This is a genomic window from Agrobacterium sp. CCNWLW155, from assembly GCF_036888815.1.
Classification (GTDB): Bacteria; Pseudomonadota; Alphaproteobacteria; order Rhizobiales; family Rhizobiaceae; genus Agrobacterium; species Agrobacterium radiobacter.
The window spans coordinates 1-17,761 of record NZ_JBAKFW010000029.1 but is presented as its reverse complement, the minus strand read 5'-3'; the positions used below and the strand labels follow the sequence as shown (position 1 = coordinate 17,761).

Here is a 17,761-nt window from a genome sequence, read left to right as displayed (position 1 = left end):
ATCGCTCAGCCCGATCGAGTATCGCAGAAGTCTCGGCCATAACATCTGAATCAGTCCAAGTTTTTATCCGCATCCCCCAACATACTTATGTCAGCAACTCAAGAATCTGGACTGTCAGGGCGCTGAAGTACGTCCCAGACCATTCCGTTTGCCGGAATTGCGTGCATTCGTTCGGTCCACACGAAGCATGGCGTTCCCTCACTCTCGTTTTTATGCAAGGACCCGATCTTATCGCCACCACTCTCCGCGACTTGCGCAGTCGTCCATTTTTCGGAATTGATAATCGACTGAGCGGGATTTTTCAGGCGACCGACAGAGTCCACACCAAGCCTGTGTGCGTAACCGAGTTCTGCCAGAGCATCGACCACTTCGCACATGCCGTGCTGCGGGCAAAATGATGTATCAATATGGAAGTCTAGGCCGTAGTATTCTGCACTGAAATCGGAGAAGTGATAGCAAAAGTAATGCAGCATCTCATGGAAGCCGGGCCCCTGGCTTCTGTTTTCGACCGCCAAGTTTGGAACCGCAGTCATTTCACATGTAAATATGAACAAGCATTCCCAATTCTCAAATTTTCTTATGATGCCTAGCCGAGTTAGGGCGTCGGCAATGTTCTCGAGACTAGACATATGATCGTGGTAAAACACAAGATGGTCGGCGGGCATTTGACCGGAAGAGATTCCGTGTTTGTCGGCTGGCTGAGCCCAACCGTGCGCAGCGCGCGCCATTGCCAAAGCAAGCAGAGCATAAGCTTTATCGTCATTTACTTCTGATGTCATGCTCTAGCCTGTGCTTGAATCCAGTCGCTGGTGGAAAGTAGTCCCTCTAATGCGGGCAGATCAGTATTGTGTCCATGCCACCAAATTTAGCCCGCCATTTGTAAAACGATGCTGATCTGCCACTGAACTTTTATCCAGCGGCGACTAGAGCCCCGGCAGGGCTGACCGCCAGAATGAGAAGAAACTATTTAAAGCCCTCGGGTATTTTCTCAAGTTGAGCACATAAATCCCAATTATGGGGTTTCAACTTGGGACTAAACCACTTGCATTTTTCATTTTCGATCCAGTGCTTTCGAATATCGATGCAATTCTCGGGGCTGGTATCTCCATAGCCGAACTGAACTCCACAGCAGGGACAAATTTCATAGGATGGTGTCTCTCCGTCCTCTCCCCATATGGGATACCCTAGATTATATCCGCACACTCGGCAGAAATTTTTCTCATCATTGTGCATTGTAGTAGTCCATCGGTGAGCCAAATTTGTTCGGATCGTAGCCTCTCGGGTTACTCGCTGACTTTGGCATCGGTTTGTACATGGTTTTAGGGGCGCCGTTCTTGTCGAATATTCCTAGTGTATTGCTGGCGGGATCATAAACGATTCGATCGCCGTTAAGACGAACTTTTGACAAGCTCCCAGTAGGAGGATTGTCTCTGAATTCATAAGTCATTTTGACATACTGCGTCGCATTTTTGGCATTGAATTCGTTGCCATGGTTTTTGAAGTGATCATATGCATTCTGAACTGAATTCTGGCTGCGTCCGAGCGTCCAAATTGTCGCCTTGCCAACAGCACCTCCGATCATTGCTCCAATCGCGGCTCCGGGCCCTGTGGCGGTACCAAGCGTCGCCATGCCAAGAGCATTTTGGGCCGCCTCCTGATCCTGTTTTGGCAACTTCTCAAAACTGCCATCCCCCGCCATCCAGGCACGAATGCCGCGATTGACGCGTGTACGCTCTTCGTCGCTCGTTTGCTGGAAGCGGTCCCGACCGGCCGCCACGGCATCCCCCATGCCAAGACTGTCAGCCAGTGCATTGAGAGCCGGTATCATACGCGCCCAGGTATTTCCCCCCACATCGGAGGCATCGCCCATGGCCAGCAATTGATATTGAAGCGTGGAAATCATGCCCCAGGCCGAATCCGGATCGGCCTGTGCAATTTTAGCGACATCATAGAGCTGGGAGCCCCAGTTTATGCTCTCATCGTTGAGGTTCTTGATGAGCTTCGCATCAACGGCCTTGGCAATCTGGATTGCATTGGCGCGGGCCACGGCAAGAGAGGCGTCGGCCCTGTAGCGGCTTTCGACACTGATGGCGCTGGTGTTCGTTTGCAGATAATTTTCAATGTAGCCGAAGGCATCGAATGAGCCGCCCTGAATGGTCCAGGCAATGGCGCAATCAAGTGCGGCCTGGATTGCAGCATCGATGTTAGTCTGGGGTTGGAGCAGAGTAACAAGCGAGGAATCGATGAAACTCTGTACCTTGTCAGGTGAAAGCTTGCTAAGTTCATTTAGCGGCACTCCGCACGGACTCGAGCCGTAACCGTTGGTTCCGCAGTCCGTGACGATCTTGAGCTGATTGTCCTTCTTGTCGAAGAACAGTTGCTCGCCCGCCGCTGTAAGATAGAGAATCTGAGAGATCTCTTCCTTGGTCTTCTCACCAGACGCAATTGCCGCAGACAGATTGTTCCGTTTCACGAGTTGGTCGTGAAACTCCTGCGAGGCCACATAGTTCTGCAGCTCTGCTCCAGTCAGCCCGCGCACGATAGCGTCACGATAGAGATCGACGGCTTCCGGCCCCTGCGCCGCGACAGTTTCGGGAATTGCCGCGTTCTGTGCCCGCTGATAGTTCTGAATCTTCTTCAGATTATCGCCAAACTCGAGCAGGTTCTGAACATCAAGCTCACCCGACAGCTTGGTGTAGTCGTCCTTCGTGATTTCCTGATACTTCGAGGCATCCTTGTTGATTGAGGCGAGTAGCTGCTCGGCGGCAGCCTTGTCCGCTTCCGTCCCAGCAACGCCATCCTTATCCGCATCGCGAATGGTGACGTTCAGATCACCGGACGCATCGAGCGTCGTGCGGGTTTCGCCCTGCTTGTCCTTCTTCTCATAGGAGAAGCCGACGGAGTTCAGCCCACCGCCGCTGATGCCGATAGACCCGCCAACGTTCTTGTACTGGTCGGTATCCTTCAGGTCGGCCACCGTCAGCGTGCCGGTGTCGAGGCTGATATCGCCATCGGTCGCCTGAAGCAGCGCACCGATCAGCGTGGTGTCTTCGGCAACCTTGATATCGATGCCCTGTGCCGCGACAATCCCCGAGCCGGAGGACCAGGCCTTGAAACCGTCCTCCTTCGAGCCGCGAACGCTCCAGTCGGCGGGGTTGACGCCAACCGTCAGGCCGAAGGAGAATCCGTCCCGCCAGCCCTGAGCCTGCGGCGAGAGGATGGTGAGATCGCGCCCGACATCGAGATCGACCGTCCTGCCGATGATGTTGCCGCCGAGAAGCGACGTATCGCGGCCCGATGTCAGCGAGACGTTTCCGGCGGCGGTGATGGAGGCATTCGTCAGCGTCTCGTCATAGCCCTTCGACTTGCCGATATCGAAGCCGATCGAGGACAGGGAGAGCTGCAGCCCGAAGGAAGATGATTTGTCCTTCGCATAATCGACAAGCGCCGCCATGAGGATATCGCGGCCGGCATCGATGGAGACATCGCCGCCGGAGACCATCTTCGTGCCCTGATCCAGAATGACGTCCAGCCCGGCCTTCATGACAATATCGCCGCCAGCCGTCAGCTCGGAAATCTGGCTCTCGCTCCAGCGCTGCTCGCTCTTCCAGACGGACAGGTTGATGCCGACTGTCTTCGCTATCGAACCTGCCGTAATTTGCCCTGTTCCGGGATCTCTGAAAGATTTGAGGGGATCGAGTGCGGAACCAACCACACCGCCCTTGTTGGGTCCGAGGGTGGAATCCACAGCGCCGCCGAAAACGGAAGCGCCGGTGGTCGCCAGATTGACAACAGCCAGCCCAGCCGCAAGTCCATTGTCGGCATTGGCAAGCGTTGCGAGTTTGGCGGTGACGGGATTGATACCGGCAAGGCCGGACAGGATCTGTCCGCCGTAGCCGCCCTTCAATGCGGCGTCTATGCCGGCCGATCCCGGGAAGCTCAGTCCGACGTAAAAACCCTTCTCCGTGAAATAAAGCGCATCCTGCGCCGCTTCCAGCCGGATCGTGTCATCGGTCTTCATCAGGAGGTCGTTGACGGCGGCGATCTTCACGCCAGTTCCAGTGATCGGACCCTTGGCATTGAGCGAGACATCATTGCCCGAAAGGCGGGTGACGGTCGTATCGACATCGTTCCACGCCTGCTTGACAGAGCCCCATCCCAGACCCTTGAAACCCCATTCCTTGTAGCGGTTATGGACTTCCTCACTGACGACACCCATGTCGATTTTGCCGGTGGCGTCGATCGAAAGCTTGTCGAAGGCGCTGACCAGCGCGCCGTTCAGAAGAACATCGCCAGGAGCGGTTCCCTTCGCGCACAGGCTGCCGCCATCGCAGACGCCGTAGCCGGCAAGGATCGAGACATCGCCAACCAGCGACTGGGCGCTGGCCTCGGCTGTGGTGATCTCGTTGCGCAGCACCGTGATACCCGACAGGAAGCCGCGCTTCTTGTAATCTTCAGCGACGAAACTGTCCTTTAGCGTCTCGAAGGTTACATCGCGCCCTGCCGCCAGCAGCATATCGGTGACGGAGCCGAGTGTCCCGCCGCTATTGACGATATCCCGGTCGGCGATGACGGTCAGATCCCGTCCGGCCGAGATGGATGCAACATTATAATCGGTGCGCAGGGTGCCGCAGGCCTTGCCGACACAGCCATCCTGTGAATCGACGGTACGGGTATAACGCTCTGTTTCGTTGATCAGCGAGCCGCCGACCCTGAGGTCGATGTTGCCAGCCGAGGCAAGTGTGCCGCCCCGGTTCAGGAGATCGCCATCGGTTGCCATGAACAGAGTGCCCGCCGAAATCAGGCCGCTGTCCCCGCGTCCTTCGGCAAGTGCACGGTCACGCTCATCGAGGTCGATCAGACGCTGGTTAAGGATAGAGGAGGCGGAAATCGAGGCGAGCCCGGAGGCCACGATCGCGCCGCTATTGTTGAGCTTGCCGTCAATGTCGATCAGGAGATCGTCGGCAGCGATCAGGCCGGCGCCGCGCCCGCCACGCAGCAGTTCGTCCTGTGAGGGCAGGTAAAGGCGCGGAACAAGTACCGGCTTGCCGTCGATGATGCGGGTTTCATGCCACACGATCGGCTTTTCGAGAGCAGCGCGCTGCGCTTCGGTCAAAGCCACGCCGTATTGCGCGCCGGTACTCGCCGCGAATTCCGCAGCGTTGCGGTAAAGCTGCTCCCGTTGCTCTTCCACGGAGAGGGACGGATCGACGACCAGATGCGTACCAGCCTGCTGGCGGGCCGCCTCGGCCAGGGCCTTCGCCTCTGCGACCGGATCCGCATAGAAGGTGAGCGCCGCGCCATCTATGCGCGCCGAGCCGAGCAGGCGTGCAGCTTCGGCCGAGCCGGTAACGCGCACGAGGTTACCGAAATCGGAGGCGTTGACGCTGTGGAGATTGCGCGCTTCGAAAGCCCCGAGGTCAAGAGGCGGAACCGAGACATCATCGAGCACAAAGTTGACGATGCCCAACTGGCCTGCAGCACCGCCAATAGCCGAACCGACATTGCCACTGATGCCAACAGGCGTCGTGCCGCTATAATTGCCGAAACCGGAACCATCGATACCGCCGGGCGTGCCGAGGCCGTTTTGCAATTCTCCGGCCTCGATGGACACGAGGCTTCCGGAAAGCGTACCGCGATTGGTGATCGCGGCGCCGCCATCGATCATCAGAGAGCCGCCGGACTTTATCATGGAGCCGACACCGACCGTGGCGGTTCCGACATATGTTTTCGTGGCGTTGCCGTAAGGTCCAGTTCCGACCTCGGCCATACGGCTGCCGATCATGATCACGTCGGGGATGTTGTTCGGATCGATACCGAGTGCAGCCAGATCAAGCAGACTTGCCGCGTCCGCGTATTCGATGACCTGGACGGCGCCTCCGTTGATGACGCCATCCTTGTATTTCTGTTTGCCCGAATAGGTGATCGTCACCGGAGACTTGCCCTTGGAAATGACAATCATCCGGTTGCCGCCTTCAGCGCGTTCGGCAAGCGCCGGGTCCTTGAAAATGGCGGGGTTGAATTGTGCCACGAGCCATCGCGGATCGGCACCGACCGGGGCATGAAACTTGCCCGACCCGCTATCCATGAAGCTGCGGACACCGCCCCATTGCACGCGATAGTGATCGACGTTGCTGGTGACCATATCGTTGAGGATACGGTTCACGTCGATGGAGAGGTCCTTGACCGCGAGGATACGGCCTTCGCGGTTTTCAAGGGCGTCGCCTGAGATCGCCATATTGGCACCGGCGCGAATCGTGCCGGGCAATCGAACTCGAACAATCCCGGAGAACTCGTCGCGCGTGGCAGTCATCGTTCCCCAGTACCGCGCGGGGCTGCTGGTGCGCTCGGTCGCATAGAGGATGCTGAGATCACCGAGCTGATAATAGTCCTGCGCGCTGTCCGTCCCATCCAGGGCGGTATTGATCAGTGCCGTCGCCTTGATCTGCATGTCGGCGCCGCTTTCGATACGGGCCGATGCGTTCGTCAGCGTTGCCAGGACTTCGATAGCAAGATTGCCGCCGGCGAATATACGGCCGAGGCTGTTATCGAGATTGCCACGAACCTCGAGGATCATGTTACCGCTGGACTTGATTGCGGCATTGGTCCCGACATTGGCGAGCGATGCGGTCTGGGCTTTCAATCCTGCCCCGGCATGAATCAGCGCTTCGTTTGTCAGCAGGCCGCCAACCACGACGTTTAATGTTCCCGGTGTCAGGATCGAACCAAGATTGTACAGGTTTCCACTGACACTGGTCTCTATCGCGCCGGCATCGATTTTACCTGTGGCACCGTTGACAAGATTGCCCTTGATATCGAGGCCCAGCTTGCCGGCGACGCTAAGCAGCCCTGCATTCGTGAAGGACGATCCAAGGATGAGATCGAGATTGCGGGCCACCAGACGGGCAGACGAAGAACCGGGAATATAGCTGTAAGTCTGCAGACGCAGGTTTCCACCGGCCTCGATTGATCCGCTGTTACCAAGGCTCGCGGTCGCTGAAAGCAGGGCACCGTTGGCCGAAACGATCTGCCCGAGATTGGAGAGAGTTCCGGAGAGGTTTACGGTCAGTTCGCCAACGGGTACGAGACCATTTTCTGTCTGGCGTGTCGAACCGGCATAGATACGCCCCGTCTGCTGGTTATCGAGCTTCACAGCCGAAACTGAAAGTCCCTCGCGACCTTGCAGAAGACCAGAGTTCAACAAGGTAGTGTCTGCCGAAAGCGTTAGCGCGCGATTGGAAGCGATTGAACCTGCATTGTTGGCGATACCGCGCGAGGCGAGAACGGTTATGTCGCCGTTGCTGGCGATACTTGACCCGGAACCACTGTTGATCAGATCGGCTACAGTCAGTTCCAGATCGCCGGCGGCATGGATAGAACCGCTATTGGCAAGGAGGCCGGAAACGGTGGCCCTCAGCGTTGTCTCGGAAACGAGTTTGCCGAGATTGACGAGATCGCCAACGACCTTCGTCTCGATAACCTTGGCGACGATTTCGCCGCTTGCCTCATTTCGCGCACCCTGCGCCGCGTGCAGAGTCAGCACTCCAGGCGTGGCGATCAGACCTGCATTGCGTAAGGATCCAGACAGGATGATATTTGCGTTTGCCGCAACCAGCTCTGCGGCAGGAGAATTCGAAACGTAGGAAACGGCTTCAAGGCGCAGCGTGGATGACCTCGCCTGGACGACACCGTTGTTGAGGACACTTCCCGCAGTGACAATACCGAGCGTGCCTCCACTGACCATCTGACCAAGATTACTCAAGTCTCCAGCATCCAGCTTGATGTCTATCCGTCCCGCATGGATCTTGCCGGTTTCGAGATTGGTCAGTGCGGAGGCTGTAACCCCAAGGTCAGACCGTCCGAGCAGCAGGCCGGCATTAGTGAGAGAGCCGGATGCGGCGATCTCGAAACTTCCATTGGCCTGCAGCGTCCCGAGCAGGTTGGCGAGGTGACCGGACGTGATCGAAAGATTTCCATATGTTCCGATCAATGCTGTTGCACCGGAATTGAGGAGATCTGCGGCCACGAGAGTGAGGTCTGCATTGGAGCTGATCGTACCGGTGTTCGTGACCGCGCCACCGGCGCTGATATCGACGGTCTCGAGTGCGCTAATCGCTCCGTTATTGCGGAGCTCGCTTCCGAGGATCAACTCTGCCTTCCGGGCAGCCAATTGAGCCCCCCGCAAGTTGGCGATATAATTTACGGCATCGAGTTCAAGTTCACCTGCTGCGGTGATCTTTCCGTTATTTGTTACGCTTCCGTCAGAAAGAAGCGTAAGCGTCGTTTCGGAGAGGAGACTTCCCAAGTTGGTGAGATTGCCTGCGGTCGTTATCCTGAGCGTCCCGGCCTTGATGACACCCGTTGCATCAACGATAGCCTGCTGAGCGTTGATCGCGAGTTGGCCGCTTGAAAGGAGTACGCCGGCATTCCTGAAGTTGCGGACATCGAACAGGTGGTCGCCCGTCGTGAACACACCGGTGTTCGAAATCGCGAGATCCCGGAATGCCATCGCAAGCGCGGGATAGCCCGCGGTATCGATCCGGGTGCCGATGGTTAGCTGTTCAGCCGCATTGATGAAGACGGGAGACGTCTTTTTGAACTGGGTGCCATCACCGATCTCGACATTGGTTGCCGTGATCGAACCCTGGTTTTCCGGTTCGAGCCAGGTCGAGGTCAGCACCACGTCCTTCGCCCTGATGTCGATGTTCGGCGCAACAAGGGTTGCCGTGTCGGTGGCAAGTTTGTCTGTCGCGCGCAGGTTCATATTGCCGACGCTGGCGATAATGCCGGAGAGAGAGGCGCTGCTGCCCGCATCCACCGTCATAGCACCGCCGGATTTGAGGACGGCAGCGGAAACGATGTCAGCACTCGCAACGATGGAAAGGCCGCGCCCGCCTTCTACGGTCGCCGTATCGAGCAATGAAACATCTCGGGCAGTGATGGAGATTTCTCCCTGTGCCGCGAGATCGCGCGCAATCTGAAGCGCGCCTGCTGCACGAAGGTCGGCGTTGCCGGCTACGCCACCCGACACCATCCGGATATCACCAGCGGATACGAGCGAAAGTGCGCCCGGCAGGAGTGTGCCATTGGCGTCGAGCATACCAAGAGCCTGTATGTTGCCAGCCAGCGAAATACCTGTGTTCAGATCGCTGGAAAGGGCCGCAATCGATGCCGCGCGTACAACGCCTGCCGCGCTCGAAACGATCCCCTGGCCCACGGGATCGCCGGCGATGACCGTCGTTTTGTCCGTCGAACCGTCCGTACGATTGGAGCCGGCCTTGAGGTCGATACGACCCCGCGCATCGATCAGGCCATCGATCCGGATCGACTTTGCATCAAGCCGGATCTCTTCCGGCGACTGGCCGTCGGCGGACGAAACACCGGCACCGGAAATGGTGATGTCGCCCGACCGGGTCTCCAGTCCTACCGTGCCGACATTGTAGTCGATAAGCGGTGTTCCGGTGGTCAGTGTTGCGCGACCGGTGTTGATAAAACCGCACCCCATGCAATCAATGCCATTGGGATTGGCCACGATCACGTCAGCCTTAGAACCAAAAACCTCGGTCACGCCATTGAGGTTGGAACGTCTGCTGCCTGTCACTTCGTTGACGATGATCTTGGCGGAGCCGCCACCGACGAGATTGGGATTGGATTCAACCTTGCCGCCGATGATCGAGGTTCCGCCAAGCCCGGAATTGTTCAGGATCAGTCCGCGCGTATCGATATTGTACTCGCGCAACTTGTTATAACTGACGCCGCCGCTCGACGGCTTGACGATATTGAGCGTCGGCGTTCCGTTGCCCGAAGACGTCACATTTGGACGAAACTCAATTGGCGCGGTCGGATCTGTGATGACCTGCGCGCTGGCGGGTGCAAATGAACTGGCGATCGTCGTCAGCACGAGGCTAACCGACGTCACCAATGCGGTCGCTTTCTTGACCAGCTTGCCCGGCTTGGACTTGCGGATCAGCACTTTGACCATCATCGTTTTCATTTGGATACTCCCACCAGCAAGGGCAATTGAGTTCATATTCGGGTAGACGCAAACCGCGCCGTCAGCAGTTCTTGATGAGGACGGTCCAGATATATTGCGTGGTCCATCCCGGATGGCGGTAAACCGGGCGGGATGTTTCGCTCACATTGGCAATCGTCGCGCCCGGCCTGCATTTTTCGAGGAGGGCTTTTTTGCAGGATCGCTCCGTCGGGGTGATGATCGAATTGGTGCACGTCGCCGACATAATCTTTTCGCCGTTCCATGTGGCCACTGGCTGTGGGTCAGTCGGCCGGCAGCCAGCCGCAAAGACCGGTAAAAGGCACAGGGATAGAAATCGGGTCATCTTCGCGCCAACCATTCTCTCAATCCTGGTGCTCAATTGGCTTCAGCCGTTTGAGCAGGTTTCCAGTTGCGAGCACGCGCCTGCGCGTCCTCAATCTCTGCCGGTGTCATGCTCGCTGTCAGGCGCTCAAGAGCGGCACGCGCACCGGGGTGTCCGCGTTCATTGGCGAGGTTGTAATAGAGGTGGGCACGGATCGGATCGGCAGCCACGCCTTCACCCTTTTCCAGCATCTCGGCGAAACCGTAGAGCGAGACCGGGTTTCCGAGCGATGCGCCCTGTTCGAACAGCTTCACCGCCCTGGCGAGGTCCTGTCCGGTTCCGGTACCAGTTCGAAGAAGTGCGGCCTCCATGTTGCGTGCGCCGGTATGGCCATTTTGCGAGGCCTTCTCGTAATAACCGAAGGCAATTGCGGCATCCTTGGCGCGGCCAAGACCATCGAGAGCAAGACCTGCGCAATTGAACTGGGCTTCCGGGTTACCGAGATCGGCAGCCTTGCAGATCAGTTCAGCCGCGGCAGCAAAATCCTGGCGGACATTTTCGCCGCGAAGATGCATGAGCCCCAGCCGGTTCATCGCCGCAGCCGAACCCTTTTCCGCCGCAGCGATATAGAGAGCCCGTGCTTTCACCGCGTCAGGCGTAAAACCCACACCGAGCTCGACCATGCGCGCCAGATGAAAGCCGGCCTCGCCATCGCCTTTGTCAAAACCCTCGGCAAAAGCCTTTGCCGCATTGGCAAAATCCTTCTTTTCCAGAAGAGCCTTGCCATCTTCAAGAGGGCCAGCCGCTGCTGGTTGCGCCAAACCCAAAGCGCCCATGAGGGCGATAATGGCCAGAGAGGTGAGGGCGGGTCGGCGGCATGGTGTGTTGCGCATGGATTGAACTCCGTGATCGGGATTTTCCGGGTCATGCCCGGGAGCAATTTCGTCTTTTTTCGGCGCCGTGAGTTTGGGCGTCGCGGCGAGCAAGAACGGTGATTTCCGGTGAATTCGGCTTGCCATCATCTACCCACCATCCTCGGGAAGAGCCCGATGGAGTCGAGGCCGAACGGGTATTCTTCGCCTGCCGTTTCCTTGAAGGTTTCGATGCCTGATGAGGCGAAGACACCATCTCGCGCCCGCAGCGTGCCCGCAGTCACCTGAACCGGACGAAAGGCATTGATCGTGATGCTGCCTTGGGGCGCATCAAAAACGCCGCCCTGATCGCCGGTCCCGATCCACGCGGTCGATCCGCCCCAGAAATTATAGAGGCCGGTTGGACGCTGAACGACGGTCGGGATCGAGCCGCCCTCCAGCACCACGGAGGGAGCAGTTGCATTGATGCTGCCGTAGCTGATGATCTGGCCATATCTGTTCAGGATTGAGGATGAGGCGCGCAATTCGATATTGCCGTTGGCATTGATGGCGCCACCCGCGACGCCTGTCGTGGATGAGCCATAACCGATGCAAGTCAGCCTGCAGCGCTTGACGAACTGCAGGGAGCCGGACAGGCCGCCCTCATTGAGGATGCTTGTCCCGTCAACCAGGACCGATCCGGTATTGGCATTGATCGAGCTGCCGCGGTTGACGACGTTTCCACCGGCCTTCATCGCGACACTGTCACCGATGATATATGCCTGCTGGCCCGGCACCCGTTGTTGACCATAATCCAGGCTGATGGTTTCGGTCGTTTCGCGCGATTGCCAGAGGGTGTACCAGAGCCGCTTGCCAACGTCCTTCTGGTAGTGCCATACACCTTCGCCGTTGAGGACATCGGCGATATTGAGGATGTCGCCGCCTGCTTCGAGTGTTGTCGCGCTGTTCGAGAGCAGCCTGCCAGTATTATTGATAATGGAGCCGTCGGCGCGGACATCGAGATCGCCCTTCGCTCCGAATACGATTGCGAGTTGATCGGCATTCTCGGTCAGAAGCGCGATATCACCCGCAGCCTTGAGTGTAGCGGCACCTTTGGAGTCTGCATTCGCTCCGTCACGGCTGCTGCCGCTCATCAAAACACCGGTATTTTTGATGTCACCCGTGCCGGCAAGGAGCGTCAATGCGCCGTTGATGGCTTCGATTTTGCTCTGAGGCTGGCCGGCCAGTGAGCGGGCCTCTATCGAGCCTGCGTTAATGTGGACATTGCCCTTCGCTTCAATCGACCCGCTCGTCGTGACCTTGCCGGATGCATCGATAACGAAATCACCCAAAGTCGCGAGCCCGTTGCCTGCGTGGCTGACACCTGCGCCATTGCTGGTGGCGCGGATGCGGACCGTATTGGCCTTCAGCGTTCCGCGCGAGGTTATTTCAATGGCGACAGAATTGTCGTTGCTTCCCTCGTCTGTCATCCGTCCCCAGTTCTCGAGATCGGAGTTCGGCACGATCGCTGAATCGTATTCGACGGAACTGCCGCCGGCGGTCAGTTCTATAGACGAGCGCAATTGGGGAGAGCTGTTTTCGACAGGGCCATCGATGCGGATGCGGCCTGCCAACAAATGCAGAGTAGACATCGCGCCGGAAAGACCGCCCGCACCGATATCGATCGTGCCGCCCTCTGTCTTGAGCACCACATTATCTTGAAAGGAGCCGGATGTGATCTGCCGGCTCACGACAGACGCCTTGCCGGTGGAAAGCACGACACCTCCGGTATTGCGGAAGCTTGCCCCGTCGACCGAAATGCCGTTCGGATTCGCAACGATGACATGGGCTCGGGCACCCAGCACATCCAGCGGACCGTTAAGGTTCGAGATGCGGGAGGAGGTTACCTCGTTCAAGATTGTGCGTGCGTTGACTGTCCGGTTGTCGAGATTGACACCGAGAGAGTTGACGGAAAATTCCGTGTAAGTGTTGTGGCTGATGGCGGATGTCGGATTGCCGACTGGTGCGATCTGAACGTTTGTAGCGCCGCTGGTGGCGTCGATACTGGTGGTCGTATTGCTGCCACCGTCGGGAATGACCTGCGCGAGGACGGGCAGCGCCACGCCGCACAGCAGCAAGGACAGACTAGCTGCCACGGAATGCTTCATGTTTGCCAACCGGAACTTACGTCTCATCTGGAGATAGACTCCCCTGTCTTGCTCGTCAGTCCTGTCAGTTTGCACGGGTCGGCCAGTTCAGCCTTGCCGACGATCCACAGGTAATCGTAGAGCCTGCGCTCCTCGTCGGTGATCTCTTCACCTTCGGCGAAAGCGCCAATGGTCAGAACCGATGCATCTGCCTGGGCAAGGACATGATAAAGAGAGCGGTCCTTGCGGCCGTGACCGCGGCCGACCTGCAGCAGAACACCATGCTTCAACATCCGGGCCTGCTCCGCGGCGTCGGCCATGGAAAGATCGCGGCGGATCTGATGGTCGGCGTTGAGCGCGGCCTGCCGGTCCGGGATCAGTCCGCAATGCGCTGCCATCATTGCTTTCGTCCAGCTTTCGCGCACAGCGGTTTCGGCTGCACCGAGCCGTTTGCGGATCGCCTTTTTCTCGTTTGGCGTTAGTTCACTCGTGCGTCCGTCTTTCTCCGCCAGATCGCCGCCATGTAACGGAACGCGAAGGCTGAATGCACGTTGGACGAGAGGCAACCAGTTGTCGAAGGCTGGCCAGCCTCGCGTCCACCATTTGAGTTCTGCGCCGAGCCCGGCCGGTGTTTCCGGATGGTTTTTGCGATAGAGGGCAATTGCCGCATCGTCATCGCGCGAGAGCATTTCCATCACGACGGTTACGGGACGATCATCCTTTGCCATTGCCGACAGCACGCAGGACGACGCAACCGCCTGTTCCCGGACGCCATGCCGTTCGCCAAAGAGCAGGTAATCCACCTTGCGGACGCGACCGGCGAGGTCGGCAAAAGAGATCGGGCGGCTGCTGGACACTTCTTCAATCGTGCCCGTGCAGTCCTTGAACTCGCCGGGCGCCGCCAATCCTTGTCCTGCCATTGATAGCCAGCATGCCGCCATCAGTCCGGCAACCAACACATGGCGAGCTATCCCTGCGCATATCTCCCTGTCTGGTCTCATGGTGTTGCCGCATCCAGCGCGTCGATACCGGCGCTGATCCCGTTGAGTGAAACCGTGAGCGGAATGGTGGTTGCCTTGGTGTCCTTGAGAGCGACCGTCAGAACGTTTCCCTTGCGCAAAGCGCCGAGCAGCGAGCCGCTGAGAGCGAAGCCGGCGTGGCATCCGGAGATATTGCAGGTCTCGAAGATAACGCGCTGTGTCTGACCGCCATCGATCTTCAGCTCCAGACCTGCCGGTAGATAGACATTCAGCGGCGTCGAAATGATCGCGACGCGCTGTTTTCCCTGCCTCGCAATGTTGAACAGAAAGACGACATCCTTCCCGCCATTGACGGCCTGCGCCTGCTGGAGACGGCATGCCCCGCTTTCCGCTTTAGGGGGCGCGGCATTCGCCTGTGGCTTGCAGACCAGCTCCCAATCGCCATAACGCCTGGGATCTACGACTGCTTCTGACGCAACCCCGGAAGTCTCTTCCCGGACAGCGGGAGCCTTGCCGTCCTCCGCATTTGCTTTCGCGGCAGGAGCGATCAGCATCAATCCAACGGCAACAACCGCCATGCCAATTCCGGAGACCGATGAGACCCGCCAGCGGCACAGCGCAAACGTGAGGTGATTATCGCCAGCATCTCTTGAGGGAGGATCGAACAAAAACGGCATGGCTCAAAAAACCTTCAAACGCAGTGTCATGAACAACTCACCCTTTTCCTCGCTCACGCGCCGGCTTCGGCTGTCTTCGGCAACCCGCCAGGCGTAGCCGACATCGAAAGAAAGCCTTGGGCCGCCATATCGCAGGCCCACACCACTGCCGACCCGGTATCCGGTGACTTCATTGGCAACGTCGCGGCCGAGCCCTGCGTCGAGAAAGAGATAGGGGTTGAGACGGGAGAGGGTCGTTCGCGCCCATTCGGACGATTGGGCGGCTATTTGCACTAGACCCTGGCTGTCCGGCTGTGTGCCTGATCCGGCTTTCCCCAAAAGCAAATCCACCGGCATGGCGAATGCGACCTCGTTTCGCCACACCGCGCCCCGGTCAGCCTTGAAGCTTCCATTGGAAAAGCCGCGTACCGAACTGCGCGAGCCGATCGTCATCTGGTCGTCGGAATAAAGCGCTGTTGCCGCCCATTGCGTCGACAGGCTGGACGAAACGGAGGCGCGCCCGGGGAAGACATAAGACCCCGAAAGAGACGCATCCAGCTTTGTGAACTGGCTGTGGGGCGTGGAGTCGTCGATATCGTCGGCATCTTCGCGGGCATTGAAGATAGACAGCCCCTGGCTGGCACCGATCCGGGCCGAAACGTTGGCGCGTTCGAAAAAGCGGCTGTAAGTCAGGCCTGCCTGAAGCGGAGAAACGCGCTGGTCCATCAGCCCAACGCCGTTGATATAGCGGTTCTGTTCACGATGCGCGACTGTGAAATCGGCAACCAGCCGCTCCGTGCGCGACGAATGAACGATCCAGTCGGCACCTGCGCTGACGTTCCAGGTCGTCATGAACAGTTCGGAAAGCGGGCCGAGGTCGATCATGTTTTCGGACCAGTCGCCCTTGAGCCTCATTGTGGCACGTCCGACGGGAACCGCGAAATCGCCGCTCAGCTCATTGGTCTCGACGCCGCTCTTAAGCGTCAGTCCCCACATGTCGTTGATGCCGATGAGATTGTCTTTCTCCGCCGTGATCCCGAAGCGAAGCTTGTCGACACCTTCGATCGATTCCGTGTCGTAGCCGCCGTAGAGCCTGAACGCGTCATTGACGCGGTTCGTGATCTGCACATCGGAAGTCGCCGGCCTCTTGCCCGGGACAAGCTCCGCCTTGGCCTTGTTCGAAGGAACCCTGTTGAGGCTATCGAGTGTGTCCTGCAGGCGATCGACATGCAGGACATCGTCTCTGGCAATTGTGCCAGTCATCGCGATCCGGGCGGGCGGCGGCAACAAGGTCAAGCGCTCAAGATCGTCATCAAGGCCCTCCCACCAGGCATCCGCCTGCTGCATGAACTCGGAAATGGACGTGGATCGTGCGACGTTGCCACTTAATTCGGCCATGCGGGGAAAGAACGCCTTATAAGGCTGCTGCTCCTCCTTGTAGACGACCGCATCGATCCGCCCGGGCACAACGCGCAGGACCAGCGTTCTGCTGGCGGCAATGTCCTGCTCCGGCAACCAGGCCTGCGTCGTGGCAAAACCCCTGTCGGCAAAAAGGCCGTTTACCGCCTTGAGCAATCCGCCGACGCTTTCATTGCTCTGGCAGGACAATGCGAAGGGTCTTGTCACGTCCTCCACAGCTTCGCTGCCAATGAGTTCGTGGCCGCCTTCGATGCGGATCGTGTCCACGCGAAAACATGGCGAAGCACCAGACGTCGCATTATCAGATGCGGGACCCGCAAATGTCTGGATCGTCAGGGCAGGCTCCTGCGATGCAGCAACACCTGGATCTGCCTCGCCTGCGTTTGCCTCTACCGACGATCGTTTGTTGAGATCATCCCGTGACAATGCCGCTTGCGGAGCAAGGCAAAGAGCTGCGCAGAGAACGACGACCGAGTTTCGCAACGCGGGTGACGTCGGTGCGATACCACCGATCACCTTCCTGCCGAAACGACCTGCTGTAGATGATTTGGTAGCTGTCAGAACGACAAATCGCGCTCTGACTAGATATCTGGTCATCAATAAACTTCAACCCCATGTTGCCCAATGCGACGCATTAATCAATAGAGGGTATTTTGCAAGACAACTCTGGCGCGCTTACAGAAAGAATGAGAATTGAGTTACCAATTTGCATCAGTTATGCGTTGGATTTCGCCGAGATCGAAGCTCACACGGTGCTGGCCAGAGCGTATCCAAGGGGCGATGCTTCACGTTAGAATTATATTTAAGTGTCTGATGTGGATTGTTTTATTCTGCCAGTCGAAGCTAAGCAGGCGGCCGTTTGCCCGCAGTTGGATTGTTCGCGGGATAAAATACAAAAAATCATATGTGATTGTTTGCGATCTGCCCCACGTGCCGGCATGAGCACCAGACGCGGCGAATCCGGGACAGATTTTTTGATTTTCCCGGCCAGTAAGGGCGAATATGAACGACCTTTGCGTGTGTTTTCCATGGGGGCGATCGGGGAGGGCCCGCGGGCTCGCAGGCCTGACCCTATTTTCGCTGAAGCCGGAAAGAGCCAGGCGCTCGGGGCCAGAAATCCACCTTTCCAGCCGGAGATCGGGTAGTTTCCCCCTGCCAACAGGTAACTCCCTTAATCCGAAACAGCCACCGTCTCCCGAAAACCTGCAGGGAGACTCGTATGTCCATTCAAGAAAACCCGAACATCATCAGAATCACTGGAGCGGTGAAGGAATATAACGGCAGGATGTTGATTTCCGCGCAGAAGTGAGCCGGTGGGGATGCGGACTAAAACTTGGACCACCAGGAGGTAGTTCATGTATTCCCATGCCGACCGAATTCGCGCGGTCGAGC

At 58.0% G+C, this 17,761-nt stretch carries 8 protein-coding genes; all 8 read right to left on the bottom strand.

Annotated features, from left to right (window positions below):
- Positions 1-98: 98 nt before the first annotated feature.
- Positions 99-779, bottom strand: coding sequence for a hypothetical protein (locus tag V6S97_RS28295; protein WP_112294131.1), 681 nt, complete (start codon positions 777-779; stop codon positions 99-101).
- A 443-nt stretch (positions 780-1,222) separates the two neighbouring features.
- Complete coding sequence (locus V6S97_RS28290; protein WP_334428326.1) at positions 1,223-9,994, bottom strand: two-partner secretion domain-containing protein; 8,772 nt, start codon at positions 9,992-9,994, stop codon at positions 1,223-1,225.
- 61 nt (positions 9,995-10,055) lie between these two features.
- On the bottom strand, positions 10,056-10,238 hold the full coding sequence (locus V6S97_RS28285) for a hypothetical protein (protein ID WP_334428325.1): 183 nt from the start codon (positions 10,236-10,238) through the stop codon (positions 10,056-10,058).
- A gap of 131 nt (positions 10,239-10,369) precedes the next feature.
- Positions 10,370-11,209 (bottom strand): tetratricopeptide repeat protein, encoded by an 840-nt coding sequence (locus tag V6S97_RS28280; protein WP_244559841.1) that lies wholly within the window; start codon positions 11,207-11,209, stop codon positions 10,370-10,372.
- A 125-nt stretch (positions 11,210-11,334) separates the two neighbouring features.
- Positions 11,335-13,323 (bottom strand): filamentous hemagglutinin N-terminal domain-containing protein, encoded by a 1,989-nt coding sequence (locus V6S97_RS28275; protein WP_334428323.1) that lies wholly within the window; start codon positions 13,321-13,323, stop codon positions 11,335-11,337.
- 35 nt (positions 13,324-13,358) lie between these two features.
- Positions 13,359-14,219 carry a ChaN family lipoprotein gene (locus V6S97_RS28270; protein ID WP_112294135.1) on the bottom strand — a complete coding sequence of 287 codons (861 nt, stop codon included), beginning with the start codon at positions 14,217-14,219 and terminating at the stop codon, positions 13,359-13,361.
- A 92-nt stretch (positions 14,220-14,311) separates the two neighbouring features.
- On the bottom strand, positions 14,312-14,872 hold the full coding sequence (locus tag V6S97_RS28265; RefSeq protein ID WP_334428322.1) for an invasion associated locus B family protein: 561 nt from the start codon (positions 14,870-14,872) through the stop codon (positions 14,312-14,314).
- A gap of 102 nt (positions 14,873-14,974) precedes the next feature.
- Positions 14,975-16,966: a ShlB/FhaC/HecB family hemolysin secretion/activation protein gene (locus V6S97_RS28260; RefSeq protein WP_334428321.1), complete on the bottom strand. Its 1,992-nt coding sequence runs from the start codon at positions 16,964-16,966 to the stop codon at positions 14,975-14,977.
- Positions 16,967-17,761: the final 795 nt, after the last annotated feature.